The organism is Latilactobacillus sakei subsp. sakei DSM 20017 = JCM 1157 (genome assembly GCF_002370355.1).
In the GTDB taxonomy this organism is placed as follows: Bacteria; Bacillota; Bacilli; order Lactobacillales; family Lactobacillaceae; genus Latilactobacillus; species Latilactobacillus sakei.
The window spans coordinates 731,336-747,896 of record NZ_AP017929.1 but is presented as its reverse complement, the minus strand read 5'-3'; the positions used below and the strand labels follow the sequence as shown (position 1 = coordinate 747,896).

The 16,561-nt window shown below is 41.4% G+C and carries 20 protein-coding genes; 1 reads left to right on the top strand and 19 read right to left on the bottom strand.

Annotated elements, in window-relative coordinates:
- Positions 1-204: 204 nt before the first annotated feature.
- The 12 genes from LEUCM_RS03740 to LEUCM_RS03695 all read right to left on the bottom strand — a co-directional run bounded on the left by LEUCM_RS03740 (position 205) and on the right by LEUCM_RS03695 (position 10,371).
- Positions 205-1,188 (bottom strand): serine hydrolase, encoded by a 984-nt coding sequence (locus LEUCM_RS03740; protein ID WP_052039251.1) that lies wholly within the window; start codon positions 1,186-1,188, stop codon positions 205-207.
- A 15-nt stretch (positions 1,189-1,203) separates the two neighbouring features.
- The gene (locus tag LEUCM_RS03735) at positions 1,204-2,022 is read right to left on the bottom strand and encodes a DUF4767 domain-containing protein (RefSeq protein ID WP_011375397.1); all 819 of its coding nucleotides are present in this window, start codon (positions 2,020-2,022) and stop codon (positions 1,204-1,206) included.
- Between the two features lie 73 nt (positions 2,023-2,095).
- Positions 2,096-3,544: a DUF6792 domain-containing protein gene (locus LEUCM_RS03730; protein ID WP_147002571.1), complete on the bottom strand. Its 1,449-nt coding sequence runs from the start codon at positions 3,542-3,544 to the stop codon at positions 2,096-2,098.
- On the bottom strand, positions 3,471-3,794 hold the full coding sequence (locus LEUCM_RS09860) for a hypothetical protein (protein WP_147002570.1): 324 nt from the start codon (positions 3,792-3,794) through the stop codon (positions 3,471-3,473). The genes LEUCM_RS03730 and LEUCM_RS09860 overlap by 74 nt, the downstream gene beginning before the upstream one ends.
- A gap of 162 nt (positions 3,795-3,956) precedes the next feature.
- Complete coding sequence (locus LEUCM_RS03725) at positions 3,957-4,913, bottom strand: beta-galactosidase small subunit (RefSeq protein WP_025015979.1); 957 nt, start codon at positions 4,911-4,913, stop codon at positions 3,957-3,959.
- The gene (locus tag LEUCM_RS03720; RefSeq protein ID WP_025015980.1) at positions 4,897-6,774 is read right to left on the bottom strand and encodes a beta-galactosidase large subunit; all 1,878 of its coding nucleotides are present in this window, start codon (positions 6,772-6,774) and stop codon (positions 4,897-4,899) included. The genes LEUCM_RS03725 and LEUCM_RS03720 overlap by 17 nt, the downstream gene beginning before the upstream one ends.
- Positions 6,775-6,891: 117 nt before the next feature.
- Positions 6,892-7,149, bottom strand: a complete 258-nt coding sequence (locus LEUCM_RS03715; protein ID WP_025015981.1) for a hypothetical protein — start codon at positions 7,147-7,149, stop codon at positions 6,892-6,894.
- Positions 7,150-7,240: 91 nt separating this feature from the next.
- Positions 7,241-7,978, bottom strand: a complete 738-nt coding sequence (nfsA, locus tag LEUCM_RS03710) for an oxygen-insensitive NADPH nitroreductase (RefSeq protein WP_035146643.1) — start codon at positions 7,976-7,978, stop codon at positions 7,241-7,243.
- Between the two features lie 313 nt (positions 7,979-8,291).
- Complete coding sequence (locus LEUCM_RS09890) at positions 8,292-8,435, bottom strand: hypothetical protein (protein ID WP_011375404.1); 144 nt, start codon at positions 8,433-8,435, stop codon at positions 8,292-8,294.
- Positions 8,436-8,498: 63 nt separating this feature from the next.
- Positions 8,499-9,179, bottom strand: coding sequence for a type 1 glutamine amidotransferase domain-containing protein (locus tag LEUCM_RS03705; protein WP_025015982.1), 681 nt, complete (start codon positions 9,177-9,179; stop codon positions 8,499-8,501).
- A gap of 74 nt (positions 9,180-9,253) precedes the next feature.
- The gene (locus tag LEUCM_RS03700) at positions 9,254-9,889 is read right to left on the bottom strand and encodes a YcjF family protein (RefSeq protein WP_025015983.1); all 636 of its coding nucleotides are present in this window, start codon (positions 9,887-9,889) and stop codon (positions 9,254-9,256) included.
- Positions 9,890-10,050: 161 nt separating this feature from the next.
- Positions 10,051-10,371, bottom strand: a complete 321-nt coding sequence (locus tag LEUCM_RS03695; RefSeq protein ID WP_011375407.1) for a helix-turn-helix domain-containing protein — start codon at positions 10,369-10,371, stop codon at positions 10,051-10,053.
- 395 nt (positions 10,372-10,766) lie between these two features.
- On the opposite strand from LEUCM_RS03695, the gene LEUCM_RS03690 reads away from it, so the two are divergent.
- Positions 10,767-11,405 (top strand): DUF6287 domain-containing protein, encoded by a 639-nt coding sequence (locus tag LEUCM_RS03690; RefSeq protein ID WP_025015984.1) that lies wholly within the window; start codon positions 10,767-10,769, stop codon positions 11,403-11,405.
- A gap of 63 nt (positions 11,406-11,468) precedes the next feature.
- Here LEUCM_RS03690 and LEUCM_RS03685 read toward each other — a convergent pair whose 3' ends face one another.
- The 7 genes from LEUCM_RS03685 to LEUCM_RS03655 form a co-directional block, all read right to left on the bottom strand.
- On the bottom strand, positions 11,469-12,380 hold the full coding sequence (locus LEUCM_RS03685; RefSeq protein ID WP_025015985.1) for a DUF6287 domain-containing protein: 912 nt from the start codon (positions 12,378-12,380) through the stop codon (positions 11,469-11,471).
- 18 nt (positions 12,381-12,398) lie between these two features.
- Positions 12,399-12,944 carry a hypothetical protein gene (locus LEUCM_RS03680; protein ID WP_025015986.1) on the bottom strand — a complete coding sequence of 182 codons (546 nt, stop codon included), beginning with the start codon at positions 12,942-12,944 and terminating at the stop codon, positions 12,399-12,401.
- 182 nt (positions 12,945-13,126) lie between these two features.
- Positions 13,127-13,519, bottom strand: a complete 393-nt coding sequence (gene rpsI, locus LEUCM_RS03675) for a 30S ribosomal protein S9 (protein ID WP_016265708.1) — start codon at positions 13,517-13,519, stop codon at positions 13,127-13,129.
- A 13-nt stretch (positions 13,520-13,532) separates the two neighbouring features.
- Positions 13,533-13,976: a 50S ribosomal protein L13 gene (gene rplM, locus LEUCM_RS03670; protein ID WP_011375413.1), complete on the bottom strand. Its 444-nt coding sequence runs from the start codon at positions 13,974-13,976 to the stop codon at positions 13,533-13,535.
- A 134-nt stretch (positions 13,977-14,110) separates the two neighbouring features.
- Positions 14,111-14,860, bottom strand: a complete 750-nt coding sequence (truA, locus tag LEUCM_RS03665; RefSeq protein WP_016265709.1) for a tRNA pseudouridine(38-40) synthase TruA — start codon at positions 14,858-14,860, stop codon at positions 14,111-14,113.
- Positions 14,861-14,986: 126 nt separating this feature from the next.
- Entirely contained in the window at positions 14,987-15,334 is a 348-nt protein-coding gene (locus tag LEUCM_RS03660) for a transcriptional regulator, SarA/Rot family (protein ID WP_016265710.1), read from the bottom strand.
- A 174-nt stretch (positions 15,335-15,508) separates the two neighbouring features.
- Positions 15,509-16,474 carry a WxL domain-containing protein gene (locus LEUCM_RS03655; RefSeq protein ID WP_016265711.1) on the bottom strand — a complete coding sequence of 322 codons (966 nt, stop codon included), beginning with the start codon at positions 16,472-16,474 and terminating at the stop codon, positions 15,509-15,511.
- Positions 16,475-16,561 lie beyond the last annotated feature (87 nt).

Genomic DNA, 16,561 nt, shown 5'->3' with positions numbered 1-16,561 from the left:
CTCCCCCCGAAATAACGCTTAGTGGCTATCAATCCCCTGATCTAGATGCACCCTAGCTATTGTGCAATAACCTTCAATAGTTTATAACCGATATTATTATACCCTAAAACGACTATCATGACTATGCCCGCTAATGCCCATTTTCAAACAAAAAAGAACGTTCGCGATAAAATGATATTTATCACAACGTTCTCTTAATCATACTTATTTTTGAAAGGCTGCTAAACTTAACGCCCCAATTGCTTGGCGTTCAGCTGCCGGATTTTGGACTTGATTTGTTAAGACAACAATCGCAAATGGATCATTATCTTTAAAGACGATCCCCACATCATTTTCAACATCGGCTAACTCGCCGGTCTTGTTAGCAACGACCGTATTAGCTGGCAATTGACTTGGGATTTTAGTCCGCGTTTGTTGGCCCTTCATAATCGTCAACATCTTACTGTAAGGTGCCTGATCCCGATTTTGATAGAGTTGGTTCAAGAATTGTAAGACGTCTTTCACGGACGTATAGTTATCCAACCCTTGATTACGGGCTGCATCATCTAACATTTTCCGTTCTAACTTAGTCTGTGTATAACCTTGTTGTTGGATATACTGATTGATTTCGGTCATTCCCGCAAAATCAATTAACAAGTTGGTCGCGTTATTATCACTCTGTTGAATCATCAATTGGATCCATTCATCGACTGAATGGTTATCAATATAGTGACCGCCAGAAATCTTACCTTGTTTAATCTGGTCATAGAGATAATCCATGATGAATAACTTAATCACACTAGCTGAAATAAAAGGTTGGTCCTGATTACTACCGACTGAGCGCTTACTGTTGTAATAGTAGATCCCATAACCGACCTTTTGCGCATTAGCAGTTAGATTTTGTGTATCAAAGGTCAACGCTTTTTCAGTTGGTTGCTTCTTAGGTTTTTCAGTCGCTTTGGCTGTTTGTTTAACCGCCTTTTGTGACCGGTTAGCGGCGGCCTTTTTGGCTTTTGACTGGGCCTTTTTGCGAGCAACCAATGATTGTTGTTTAGCGCGACTTTGAGCAGCTTGATCTTGACGATTTTTAGCGACCGCGATACCAATACCAGCCGCAATAATCACAATAATGCCGATCACAACTACTAATATGTTCCGACCCAAGCGTTGATTCTTTTGCCTACTAAACTTTTCTCTACGCGGTTCCATCTGTCATCCTCACTTTCAGTTTCCGATTATGTCGCTGAATCCATTTCTCAATGTTGTATTCTCTGTTTCCTTAAACGCAATCGAACTTGATGTGCTCCCTTGACCTTCTTGTGCAATCAAGACCACTGGTCGGCCATCATGAATGGTAAATAGATAAAAATGATCTTCTTCACCACCACTGTTGGCATCCGAGTAAGCTGCGACAACTTTATAATCTGCCTTGGCCGAAACACCATCTTCAGACCATTTAACAGTTACTGGGCTCCCACCAACTTCGGTTTGAATGGCACCAGATAATAAGTCGCCAGGTAAATCAACACCATACAGCGAGACATTATGATGGTCGCTATATTCTTGGTAGTCCTGATCCATTTCAGTGCCCCAGTCAGCCATAAAGCTCTGCAGACTATCCTTCTTAGACTCGGTCCATAACGGATTTGCAACGGATTCCGAACTACTTGATGATACTTCTGAATCACTGATACTTTCACTGTCACTTGCTTGTGTGCTTTGTTGTTTTGAAGAAGCACTTGTTGCCATTTTAGTATTTGCTGCCGGCTTTTGTAAATAAAAGCCTGCCCCCACAGCAATTGCTAACACAACTAGGCCCCCAATGAGGATTGGTACCCACTTTTTAGATTTTGATTGTTGTTTAACTGCCTGACGACTAACCACCGGTTCATGGGGCGTACTAGCTGAGTTGTTAGGTGTCACCGTATCTTCCTTAGGTTGTTGCGTTGCTGGTTGTTCTGTAGCGTCTTCTAGTGGCTTGCCACAATTAATACAGAATCGTGAATCTGCTTCATTTTTAGTCCCACAATATTGGCAAAACATGTTGTTCCCCCCGAGTAATATAGTTTCATCCTTATAATACCATTTATTTTAACCCCTTAATAGGTCACTAACCTTATACAGATTTAAAATAACGGGCACCTTCAATGGTATGAAAATAAATCACCGTTTCAACCATTTCGTTATTCACACTACTTAAAAATGGCCACTCACCTTGCAGCACACGTAAAGCCGTTTGTGGTCGCGATAATTCTCGTTGGAAGTTCTCCTGAACCGCGACTGGCGTATCTTTGAAAATTTTGGCATCGGATAAATAACGCGCATAAGCGCTAAAAAGGCGCTTGGCTTCTGGTGTTTTAATGGCACCGTAAACTTCCCGTAGCGCTTGGAGTCCGTAAGTCACCAAACTCGCCAAAATAATCGTGCCATTCCTGTTCTCAACTCGTTTGAGGTAATGAATTAGATTGCCCCAGAATTGACTATAAGCCTGCATCTCATCATCTTTGAGATACTCTCGAATATCCGCCACAAACGGATAGGTCCAGTTACGGGCGTTCAAATAATTGGCCGTTCCAATATAGAACGTATACGGAAAGCCAAAATAAATCCGCGTTAAATCCTTGATAAACCATTCATTATTAATTTCGGCATAGTGTAAGCCCGTTTTAACCTGCAGGAGTTGCTCAATTTTCTTATCTTGCGTATTTTGCTTAGTTAATTCAAACAATACCTGCCAAGTCGCGTCATCACATAAATCCGGTCGATAATGCTTAATTTGCTTCAATTGGACCGGTGCCGCATTCAAGGTGTAACCCGCATTAAACGGTTGATCTAATAACTGCAAGGTTTGGACAAAATGACCGCCCAGTGAATGGCCGAGGCCATAAATCCGTGTTGTCGCTTCAATCTTTTTAACATGTCGAACCACGTAACGGGTGAAACGCCGTGCTAGCTGTAGTTGCTCGTCGTTATCGGTGTGACCAATCAACATCGCGTCGATATTATATTTCCAGTCCTGATAACTCTCGCGGACATAATTATCCAAACGCTGACGAAACGATTTGATTCGCGGATCATCCATCGTCCCCTCTGTTCCTTTATACGAAATAAAGGTCATACTTTGTTGTTTGAAGGTGAAATAATACGCAACGGCTGAGAATCCTGTTTTCTCGGCATTCGGTAAAATAGTTCGCGCATCGTATATCAACACATTATCCACAGATTCTTGGGTGTAGCGATAAACAAGTAAGCGAATATGGCGCTGTAACTCAACCGGCGTGAACATAATATCCATATAGTTGAGCATCATCATCGCCATCTTGAAATCCCGGCTTAAAAAAGGCACCGCCACTGGCGCAACATTTGGCCGGTAGTGCGCAATAAACGCAGTTTTTTCGGTTTCGTATAAATAAGCCAGTACTTGGTCACATAAGACGATACTGGTTTCGATCTTTTCACCTTGTAAGTTCAGGATTAACTGACGCAGGCGATTAATTTTGCGCTGCCGATTGTACTCTGGTGCCGCAACCAATGCTGCTTGGCTTTGCTGATTCAATTCGTTCAACTGACCGATTTTCTGGCGTAAATAAATATCGCCACTCGTCAACTTCAGCAATTGCTTCAATAACTTTTTTTTGATTTCGCAGCTGTTGGTACCTAAATTCAAAACGATTATTTTGTCGCAACAGTTCTTGTGATTGCTCGCGATCCAAGGTAAGTGGCACCTTCAAATGCGCTTTGAACAATAGCTTCCCTAAATCATCTAAAACAGTCTCTAGGCGGGTTAAATAAATTATCATTTGTTCAGTTTCCATTATCATTACCTCGATTTCACCATTATTTCCCAGGCAATTGCCCACCAATAAAACATATTATTTACTATTATAGCTGATTTGAAAACAGGACGCCCGCCACAGCCCTTTACAATAAAAAAGAGTTGCGGCAAAAATGATTTTTGCCGCAACTCTTTTTACTTTTTAAAACGAAATTTCAAATTCAAAATGGCGATCCTGCGTCGCATCTATTTGATAGGCCACTTCTACGTCGCTACCCCAACTATCGATACCGCCCACGCCACGAACGGCCCCTAAGAGATTTAAGACTGTTCGGTGTGGTGCGGGTAGTTCTGAATGATGGGTCGCATTTTCCAATTCTTCAGCGGTATATGGCAAACATGAAAAGGCAAATGGTTGATCGACCATCTTAAACTTCAAGCCGGTTTCGACTGGTTCGTGCAAACAATTATCCAGCACCGCTTGCCGATAAATCGTCACCCAATCGGTTGCCATATGCACACCACAATCTTGTGGCACTAGATAAGGCGTCACAGGTAGCCCGGTGACTTCGTATTCGCCAGCAATCCCACCAGCCATTCGATCTGGATAAGTCTCCCCTGACAACCCTTGATAAATAAAGCGCGTCGCTGGGGTCGGCATGACAAAGCGTAAGCCAAAGACTGGCAATGATGGTAATCCAGCTTGCCCATGATAAGTCACCGCTACACGGATTTTACCACTGGCTTGAATCGTATAACTGACTTCTACCGTCGTCTGCGGCGTCGTAATTGTTTGATAGGTATACGTAACCGTCACTTCTTGGGCCGTTTCCCGACCACTATAGCGGTTGTTCTCGGGCGCAATTGGCAGCGGAATCGTTTGCCCGTCAATCGCCACTGTAATCGACTGACAAGCAATGAACTGATCAGCAGCTAGCCACATTCCCGATTTCAATGGGAATTGGTTGCCGCGATCATTATCGGTAGTTGCCCGCCAAAAAGTCGGTTTTGGTGAGCGATATAGCCATTCTTTACCTTGAATCCGCAATGATTCTGGCCCACCCGTTTGGTACGAAAAGAGGTAGTGAAAGTCAGGGCCTTTAAGTCCTAAAGTCACATCTCCGAAGATCACTGCTAAGCGTTTATTTGTGTTCGCCATAATAGTATCTAACCTCCTGCATTGCTGGTTTTTCATCGCGGGTAGCAAAGACTAACCCATCCCCCGAAAATTCATAGTCTGATGGGCGGTCATCAAAATCGCCACCGTAGCGTAATTCACGTTGACCAGTCACTGGATCTGTCACCAAGAGTGCTTGATCAATGAAATCCCAGATAAAGCCGCCTTGGTACATGTCATATTGTGACAATAAGTCGATATACGATTGCATACCACCCAGCGAATTCCCCATATCATGCATATATTCGCAGAGAATAAATGGTTTTTGTGGGGCGTTATCTAAATAAGCCTTAATCTCAGCCGGTGTCGCATACATCCGACTTTCAACATCCGAAATCGTCGCCTTATACTCGGGCGCCCGGAAGACCCCTTCATAATGCACTAAGCGCGTTGGATCTTGTTGCTTGTAATAGGCGTTCATCTTCTCAAGAACACTACCAGCGTAAGATTCATTCCCTAATGACCAAAAGAGAATTGAGACGTGATTTTTAAACGTTTCAAAATTGGTTCGTGCTCGATCGAGCGTCGCCGCTTCCCATTCATCATATGAACCTGGGACGTTCCAAGAAGGTTCGACCGCCCCCATTTTTTGCCAAGAACCATGCGATTCCAAATTGGTTTCAGCCATCATATAGATGCCAGCTTGATCGCAACCATTATAAAAGGATAACCGATCTGGATAATGCGATGTTCGGACGGCATTGATATGGTTGCGCTGCATGCAGGCAATATCCCACGCTTCATCTTCGGCCGTAATTGTCCGACCAGTTTCAGGATGCCATTCATGCCGATTAACGCCGTTAATGACTAACCGTTTTCCGTTGAGCAACATCACTTTATCTTTAATCTCAATTTTACGGAAGCCAAATGGTTGCTGACTAATTTCAATCGTTTCCCCAGCTTGATCCACAACTTCTAGCTCTAATGTGTATAAGTTAGGGGTTTGGTTGGACCACGCTTGAACCAATTCGGGCATCTTATAAAGGTCGTTCACCTGAGCGCCACTCGTTAAATCGGCCGTTAAGATGATTTGATGTTGGTCCCTAATGCGTAGATGGACTCGGTTTTCATCTCCTGAAAATTGAAGGCGAAGTTTCACCTGTCCCGTTTGTTGTACCACGTCATATTCGGGAATTACCCATAAATCTTCCAAATGCGTGCGGGGTTTAGCTAATAACTTAACATCCCGGAAAATCCCGAAGAAGCGGAAGAAATCTTGATCTTCGATGAAAGCCGCACTACTGCGCTTATGCACTTCAACCGCCAAGCAATTATCAGTTTCTTTAAGATAAGGGGTTAAGTCAAATTCAGACGGTGTAAAACTATCTTCAGCATAGCCGATAAATTGGCCATTGAGCCAAACATACATCGCTTGTTCGACCCCTTCAAAGCGAATGATGACCCGTTGATTTCTCAAAGCTGGCGTTAAATCAAAATGGTGCAGGTATGAACCAACGGGATTATAATCGGCTTCACTAAACATGCCGAGATGTTGCTTGTCATCGGACGTTGAAAAAGCGGGACGCCGATAATAATGCCCTTCCCACGGATACATTGTGTTGATGTAGTGCAATTGCTCATAACCCGCCAATTCGATATGTTGGGGTACTGTGATTGGTTCAAAATCTTGCGCATCAAATGCTAATTCATAAAAAGATTTAGGACGACTCGCCGCATTAACACTGTAGTGAAATTGCCACGTGCCATTCAAAGATTGTTCAAACGAACTCTGTTGTTGGGCCATTTCGGCCAGTGTCGCATAGTAACGGTGATCACTGTGGGCAGGCAATTGGCCCACTCTGAAGACGGCCGGTGTATCTAACCATTGAATATTAGGTTGCATAAACTTAACCTCCAAGTTTAAATTAAAACGGTTTCATTTTTGAGTATAGAAGTTTGCCGCTGGGATGTCAAAAAGAACCCTACACAATTAGTGTCAGGGTTCTTTTTACTATCAGATTTAATTTTTTATCGTTATCATATTTACTTTCCCCAGTACCCTTAAAGCATTTAATTTAAAGTTAGAATCTTCTTGAAGAGCTTTTTCAACAACATCAATCATTCTCTGATCTAAAATATTTATTTTTTTATCCTCATATGCTTCATTATATGTTTTTTCAAAAATAGTTATATAAAAGCAGAATATTTCAAAAGGAAATTCATCTAATAAATCTTTTAGCTTTTCGACATTGGGAGCCAATACATTGATTTCTTTCATCTTAATCATCCTCCTTTTCTATATCATCACATACTCATCCCTACTAAATGAATTTAAATGCTTAATATAGAAAAGTTAAAAAAATAGGTTTTTATGCTAATGTAAACCCCTGTTTCTTCAAAAAGGCCCCGACTTCTGGACGGCGTGGTGCACTGAAAAAGTCTAAATTCTTACTTGTCCAGTCAGCCTGTTGTTGATTTGACCCCCGATTGGCATAATAATCTGCGATTTGTTGATCGTATTGTTTTAAATCCGCAAATTGCGCCCGTGGATATTGGTTCTGGGCCACTTGATTAATTTGTGGCAATCTTGGTTTAACCTGATTTTTGGTCTTTGGAATGCCGACGGTTAACCCAAAGAGGGGCACTGTATATTCTGGCAACCCAAGTAACTCAGCCACCCGCGCGATATCATTGCGAATCCCGCCGATATAACAAATCCCGAGCCCTAATGATTCCGCAGCCACCGCCATATCTTCAGCAGCAATCGTTGTATCAACACTCGCGACTAGCAAGGCCTCCATATTTTGGATGCCGGCCAAAGATTGACCCTGGGCTTTCAACATGCTAGCTTGACGATACAAATCCGCAACGAAAACGTAAAATGTACCGGTCTGATTGACGTAGCTAGCACTATTAGAAATCGTCGCAATCTCGGTGCGCAACGCTAAGTCCGTCACTTCAATGATTGAAAAAGCTTGGACGAAGTTAGATGACGAACCACTCTGGGCCGCCGCAATTAATTGCTGTTTTACCTCAGCGCTCAAGGGTGTCGCTTCAAAATTCCGAACAGAAACATGGTGTTGCATTTGTGCGATTAAATCAGACATTGGTAAACTCCTATCACCTTAGAATAAACTATAATATGCTTATTTTAAGCTAATCCCAACCGCTGTCAATCGATAACCCTTCTACAATACGACCTGTGAGCCCTTCTTAAAACTCCAAACACCTGCAATTAATGCTAATATCGCTGTTGCGACTACATTTACCCAATCTGCCCATGCACCTATTTCCAATTTAATAACCCCCAATATCGATTTAAACTAATGTGGTTTTATTATAAAAAAGGCTGGCGACATATACTGTCGTCTTGCAGATTAATTTTAAATTAGGGCAAAAAAATAGTAATCGACAAGTCGATTACCAGTGAATTTCTGTAAAAATCTTTGGGCCTTTACGCATCTTTGTCCGATCATTCTTAGCGACGTCAGTTTGTTTTGACTTACCGCCACCCTTCTTTTGATCGATTAAGGCTTGCATTTTTTCTTTTTGCTTTTGATCCATTTTCATACTCCCAACTATTCTGTTCCTATCAGCTTAACATAATTTGCACCACTACGGCACCCATTATTTTTGAATTGCGGGAATTAATAAGTCAGTGACTGCTCGGACTGAGAACGGATTTTGGCCTGTTACTAATTGGCCATCTTGGACAGCGAATGACTTATACGCCCGCATTTTAGTGAATTCGGCGCCATTTTGAGCGGCCACTTCTTCATTTAAAAATGGTACGACGTTCTTCTTACCTGCCAACACTTCTTCGGCTGTTGTAAAACCGGTCACTTTTTTACCGGCAATCACAAACTGACCTTTTGTATCTTTTAATTGCAAGAGTCCTGCAATACCGTGACAGACTGAAGACAGGTAGCCACCTTGTTGATAAATTGCCCGCGCAATCGCTTGGATTTCGGCATTATCTGGGAAGTCCCACATCACACCGTGGCCCCCTGTATAGTAAATCGCTGCATAATCAGCCGGATTAACGTCGCTAGGCTTCAATGTGGCAACTAAGCCGCGTTGAACGTAATCTGGTTGTTCATAAATCTCCAAAATCGCTTCATCGGTATACTTCATCCCCCGTGGATCAAGCGGCACAAAACCACCTTTAGGACTGATAAAGTCATAGTCGATGCCCGCCTTTTGCATTTCTGCGACAAATTCTGCCGACTCACCCAACCATAAACCCGTGGGATCAGTTGTGCCTTGATACCGCGTGATGTTGGTATGCACGATTAATACTTTTACCATTTTAAAAAGCCTCCCGAAACTAGTGATATGGGTTTATTAAATCATTAACGGTGATGACTGTCAATTGAAGCACGTTACTTTCTTTGTAACAACCCAAACAACGTTTTGAACTGATTTTTAAAGGACAGCATGTCGTTAAAAATATCCTCGCCATCGTTGAGCATTTTAACCGTCAACCAACCCAGCGCTTCGGTGATCGACATCGCAACCGTTGCGTTAACCGCTGCCCCAGTGACTGTCCCGACAACTGGTACAAGCTTCAAAATATTCCCGACAGCACTGCGACCTAACCCAACTAAAACTAATTCCTTCGACAAACTTTTACCAAGACTCGCCGACCAAGATTGGCCGAATAATTTGTGCAAACGGGCCATCATTGTCAATTGGACAGGTACTAATAAGAAAGCATCTGAAAATGGAATTGGTGAACAGCCAATAATCGCCGCTGTTAACGAGGCTGCATGAATAATATTATGGGCTTGTTGCCGTTTTTGATCGTCAACACCCACTAAGAAGTCGGCAAAGACGCTATCAAACTGCGTCCGGCTCTTGGCCATCGTCTTCTCCGCCAATGCTTTAGACTGGTTGAAGGACTTGGCAATAATCGCCGCTGATTGTCGTGGTAACTTCTGCAACACTTCCGTAAAGAATGAATCGAACTCTGGATTATCATCCTGATTCACTTGCCGCTTATCAAATAACTTTTTCATCACGCCACGCTCCTTATCTCATTAACTGACACTGCTACTTTAAGCTGATTATATAATATTGAACCGCACTTCGTCTATCGAGCGGAAGTCTGACTTTTTGAGCAATTAAAAAAACACCCCACAACTGCCCGTTATGAGGTGTTTTCTTGAATAATAGCGACTTACTTCTTATTTAAATCATTCAAGGTTTCATTGGCTTTTTCAATCAACGAGACAACTCTCAAAATACTTTCAGTTTGCTCGTCCGTTAAACCACCCATTTTAAAAGGTAAATCATCAGAAATATTCAATAAGTAGTCCGCTGACGTATCAAGAATACTACAAATACTGACCAGCGTTTCTAAGGATGGGTATGATAGCCCTTGCTCATAGGCAGAAACGGTTCCCTTACTGACCCCCAGTCGTTGTGAAAGTTCTAGTTGAGTCAACCGCTTTGCTTTACGGACCGCCTTCAACCTCTCACCAAAAAAATTAATTGTCATAAAATTAAACCCTCCGTTTAGCGTAGCAAAACGATATACGAGTATTATATGTATTAAGTGCATGCTACGTTGACACTTTTGAGGTTAATTGATACTATTAACAGCATAAAGTGACTGTTATGCTAGTAATACAGCTAGCTTATCGTCAACCAGCTTAACAGACTTTAAAATATCGTAAAATTCTTGGGAGGAATGTATGATTATAAAGACAAACGATCCGATTCACTCACTAGCATGTTACCATGAAATAGATGACAAAGAATATGTTATAACGAGGTCTATCTCTTAATTGAACACAATTCAACACGATACTGTCAAACATATTGCCGGTATCAGAGAACATGCATTAAAAATAATCACCATGTTATTATCTAACTCGGGGGAGTATTAGAAATATGCAGAAGCATTTAACCGTCATTTTGAGTGTCATAGCCATATTAACGTTAGCCGCCTGTGGGCAAGCACAAATAAAAGCCCCACAAACTAGTCACAATAAGAACGCTAAGGTTGCTTCAACTAGTCATCCAAAATCGGCCTCACACAGCACAACGTCGCGTGTCGCCAAAAAAGAAACGACTAGCCAAAGCACCACCGCTAAAAGTGATTCAACAACATCACAAACACCGGCAAAGCAAACTGGCATGAATCTCACTCAGATCCAAGCGGGCGATTATAGTAGTATCGCCGGTCAATGGCAGTTAAGTCGTCGCCAAGCTAAAGGTCGCGAAATGACAATCGACAATGCCAAACCTTTAGCGATTACCAACAATCAACTCACATCAGACAGTATAACGCTCAGCAAAGCTGGCTTAAAAGACAACGCCGGTTTGCATCCAGTCAATTTCAAAACGACTAATGGCCACCTAGCCGCCCTATTAGCGGATTCAGTTGCCATTAATTGGTCTGTCACCTTCTATCCGGTTGGTACTAGCACCGAATACGGCCTCGAAGCCGTCAATACCACCAATTCGAAAAACGTGATTGTCATCTGGACCAGTAACATGTCATTGACTGACGTCTATGTGCAAAGTTAAGCGATGGTCATCAAAAAAGACCGTTCAAGTTTAAAACTTGAACGGTCTTTTTTATGGTGCTAATTAATTTATTTTGTAATAGACTTGTTCAGCACCGACAGCCGTTGGACTATTTTGAGTCCCAACAGCAACAATTTTGTCTTTATTCACATCACCACCAGATAAATCACCCATCATTCCTTTTGGTAAAAATGAGATACATAACATTGCGCCTGGCAACGTACTTTTTAAAGAAAATACACCGTCATATTCTCCAGTTATAAGTGTTTGTTTATAGGCTTTCATTGTTGAATCTCCGATATATGATACTTCTTTAGGTGTCCCATCTGGTCCATCTGAACCCGGAATGTCTAATTGTTGACTAGTGATTATCCCCGGTTCCTTGTTGCTCGTAATATCTGTAAATTGCATAGTCTCATTTTTGACCGCGATTTGATTTCCTAAGCCATTTTGCCAAGTGCCATTTAGACTCTTGTAATTGCCGGCCTTAACCTCATCTAAAGCCATTGATTGCTTAGATTCAACTGGTTCCTTATCAATCGTCGCTTGCGTCGTGCTAGTACTACTTTTTTGGAAGACTTGAATATAATTATTACTGCTACTACGGATAACTAGTCGGTCTTGCTTTGAATCAACTGTCGTTGGTACGTCATCACCCCAGTTAGTAAGATCTACACCTCCCGGATAAAACGATATATTCCAAATAACAGCTGCATCGCTAGTATCAGCAGTTAAATAGCCCGCCTTATCATCAAAGGCAAGTTCATGCGAGTCGTTACCATCATTCAACGTATTTCCGGCAATTGTCATTGCGCCATTTTTAATTTGGTCAGCAGTAATATCCAGTTTTCCGCCCTGACTCCCTGATTGCCAAATATTACCTTTACCATCATGCCGATTGAATGAAACTGCGACTTCTTGCCAATCACCTAATAAACTTTGATAGTTACCAGCTTTAATTTCATCTAACGCCATCGCCGTAGACTTCTTCTCTTATTGAGTGATTACCTGCTTTGTCGCAACTGATGAAGTTGCCGGTTCAGTCGCTTGTTGCTGATTAGCCTTGATTGTCTTTTGCACTTGATTAGTAATTTTTTTCAACGCCGGTTTGGTATAAATGGTTGTTCCTTGGTCCTTAATAGTCGTTAATAAGCCATTCAATCGACGATTCTTAGTTTGAATCGTTGCATCACTCACTGATTTGTCCTGAATCGTATTTGCTTTTAAAACTTGTTGATTTTGATCTTTAAAATATTGTTGCGCCTTTGAGATGGCTAATTGATAAGCTTTGTTAACTTTAGTACTCTGATTAGCTTTTTGGTGATAATGATCAGCTGAGGACACCATCTTTTTCAAGGTTGTTAATTTTTGCGAATCACTCTTAACTCGATTAAAAGCCTTCACTTCTGTCTGAATAGTATCCAATTGCTTAGCGATTTGTGCTTCCTTGTGTTGTTTTTGAAAACTGGTGTAACCCCAAGTACCACCAATAATTACTAATAACACTATAATGACAATTATCCATACTTTACGCTTCACAATTACTTCCCCCATTTTTTTCGACTTACTTCTTTACTATTATCTGTTAAGATGGCACCGTCCGCAATGATTCTTAGCGTTTACTAATCATTTAATGACTAATGAGTATTTCTAAACAAAAAAACACCCCACAACCAAGAGTTGTGGGGTGTTTTGCAAAACCGAATAATATCGGATTGATATTAACGTTTTGAGAATTGTGAAGCTTTACGAGCTTTCTTAAGACCTGGTTTCTTACGTTCCTTCATACGAGGGTCACGTGTTAACATGCCAGCACTCTTAAGAGCTGGACGGAAGTCAGGGTCAACTGTCAATAGGGCACGTGAAATACCGTGACGGATTGCACCAGCTTGGCCTGAGAATCCACCACCATTAACGTTTACCAAGATATCATAGCTATCTGATGTTTCAGTAATTGTTAAAGGTTGTTTCATATCTAAAATCAAGTTAGCAAATGGAATGTAATCAACAACGTCTTTGTTGTTGATAGTGATTTTACCAGTACCTGGTACTAAACGTACACGAGCTACTGAGTTTTTACGACGGCCTGTACCGTTATAAGTTACTTGAGCCACTATAGTTTCCTCCTTAAATAATGTCCGTAATGTCTAAGACTTCTGGATTTTGTGCTTGGTGTTTGTGTTCGCCACCAGCGTAAACGTGTAACTTCAAGAATTGGTTGTGACCCAATGAGTTCTTAGGTAACATCCCTTTAACTGACATTTCAATTAAACGTTCTGGGTTATTTTCACGAATTTCGCCAGCAGTACGAGTTTTCAAACCACCAGGATGATTACTATGGTGATGATATAACTTGTCGGTTGCTTTGCGACCTGTTAATTTAATTTTTTCAGCGTTGATGACGATGATGTTATCACCTGTATCAACGTTAGGTGTAAATGTTGGTTTATTTTTACCGCGTAAGATAGAAGCGACTACAGTTGATAGACGACCTAATGCAATATCTGTTGCATCGATCACATACCATTTACGTTCTACTTCGCCTGGTTTAGCCATGTAAGTTGTACGCACGATTTATTCCTCCAATATTCTGTGTTTGTTTGACACTCAATAAGTTTCCGGGGCCTATCGTGGGGCAAACAATACCAGATACTATAGTACCGTAATTTCTTGATTAAGTCAATCGAATCTCATATATTTCCAGTCTATTTATAATAAACTTCTTTTAAATACAAACCGCTTGCTGGCGCGGTTGAGCGCGCCTGTTGCCGATCCTTGACTTCGTACAATCGTAAAAAGTCATGCACATCACGCCGACCGTTACCAATTTCCAATAAAGTGGCCACTAAGATGCGGACCATATTATATAAAAAACCATTCCCGTGAAACTCAAAAACGAGTTCATTCTCAGCTTCATTATAGACAACAGTTGCTTCGTAGATGGTACGCACCTTATCCTTGATGACCCCACCAGCGGCCGCAAAACTCGTATAGTCATGCGTCCCCATCACATCGGGTAATGCCGCTTGAATCCGCTCAACATCGATTGGATAAGGATAGTGACCCGTATAACGCCGTTTAAACGGATTGGTGTAATGCCCGAGATCAACCCGGTACAGATAACGCTTGCCAACTGTTGAAAAGCGAGCATGAAAAGCATCATCCGCCAATTGGCTATCAACCACTTCCATATCTAACGGTAAGAGGCTATTTAAGGCCCGTAGCATGCTTTTAGCGGGTAGTGCAGTCGGATAGTCGAAATGCACAACTTGGCCCATAGCGTGGACGCCAGAGTCTGTTCGGCCGGAACCGTAAACTTGAATATCGGCGCCCTTACTCATCTTAGTTAAGGCTTTTTCCAAGGTACCTTGAACTGTGCGTTGCTTAGGCTGAACTTGAAAGCCAGCAAAATCAGTCCCATCATAGGCAACCGTTACTCGATAGCGTTGTGTCATTGTTTCTCCTCTTACTTCACAAAATCATTATTTCTATTTTAGTCAATTTTCAGAAAAGTAGCAACCCTCCTTCCTATAATAGATAGCAAAAAAACCATTCATAAAAATGAATGGCTTTTTTAGCGATTAACCAATTTGATACAATACCTTGCGCAATGCAGTATATTTCTCTCTACCTTCTCTGGTTACCTCGAGCTGCACTGTCCGTTGATCATCATCTATGTTGTGGGCCTTCATTATATAGTGCTTATTTTGTAAAGCATTCAACTTACGTGAGGCGGCAGGTGGTGACGTATTAAATTTCTTTGCGATTTGCCCAGGTCGGTTATTACCGAGTTCAATAATCTGCTCCAAAACAAGGAACTGATCGTAGGTTAAGCCATATTCTTCACTCGCTTTGTTCAACTGGCTAATCTTTCGTTGGGCGTCAAGATACCACTCACTGATACTTAGAATTTCATTTTGCTCTGCCATTTTGTTCCTCCTAAGCCTAGGCACCTTCATTTAATACCTGCTTCCGTGTTATGATAGCTATGTATGTAAAAGTGCCCGGCAGTTGGTTTTCGAAGGCAAACTACCGACCACTTTTACGAATATCTTTATTTAAGAGCTTTAGTCTAATCTGTTTCAGATTGGATTAAAGTTTTTTTATGCAACTGTTGAGCTTAATGTCCATGTTAAGTTAGCTTTGTAGATAGCATTTGTAACTTCTGCACCTGCAGGCATTGTTAACTTGATGTTTGATGGTGCCCAACCAAAGACGTTAGCACCTTGGCCTTCGCCATCTTTAGCTTCAGCAACTTTAATATCTGTACCGCCAACAGCTAATGGTGTTGAGAAACTTGAATTGATTGATGAAACTGCTGCAGGTGTTGGTGCTGGTGTAACCTTAGCTAAATCAGATGTATACGTAGCATCTTGTGTATCCTTTGTTAATTCCGCTACTTGTTGTGTTTGACCGTATTGTGTGTTGTCAAATGATAATTTAGCACCCGTGATTGTTTCAGAAGTTGGTTTTGAAGGATCAGCATTATCCATAGCTGTTAAAGCATCTACCGATTTAACTGATAATGTCCATGAACCAGCTTTTGAAGTTGTCCCTTCATAAAAATCACTTGTTGGATCAGTTGTATTATTAGGGTTAGCAGTATTGCTTTGAGAATCTTTACGGGTTACTTGTTTGTCAACAACGGTTGCCCAAGCAGTACCTTCAACTTTTGATAAATCCTTATCTTTTGTATTTAAAATAACTGTTTCGTTAGTTTTACCACCTTCATAACTTGCTTTAAGGTTATTTGTTGGTAATGATGTATTCTTACCATCAGCAGTAAAGTCTAATTTTGTATCATCTAAAAGTTTATGGTTACCAAAATCTAATGTGTGAGGTACCATTTGGAGACGTAAGTACCCAGTGTTACCATTGTCACTGTTATCACCAAATGAAATCCCAGCAACTGTTTTGTCAGTTTGTGGTAATTTTGTGCCACCATTGTCATTTGAAGCAGCATCGTTTGAACCAGTTGTTGATGTAGCAGCGAATGTTGCTGTTGGAGCTAAGATTGAAAGTAATGTTGCGCCAGCTAATACTGAGCTTGTTAATTTTGTGAATTTCATGAGAAATTCCTCCCTAGAATTTTTAGCCCATAAAATTCTTTTTATTATATCACTAATATTATATATAGTCAATATAATTTTTAGTGT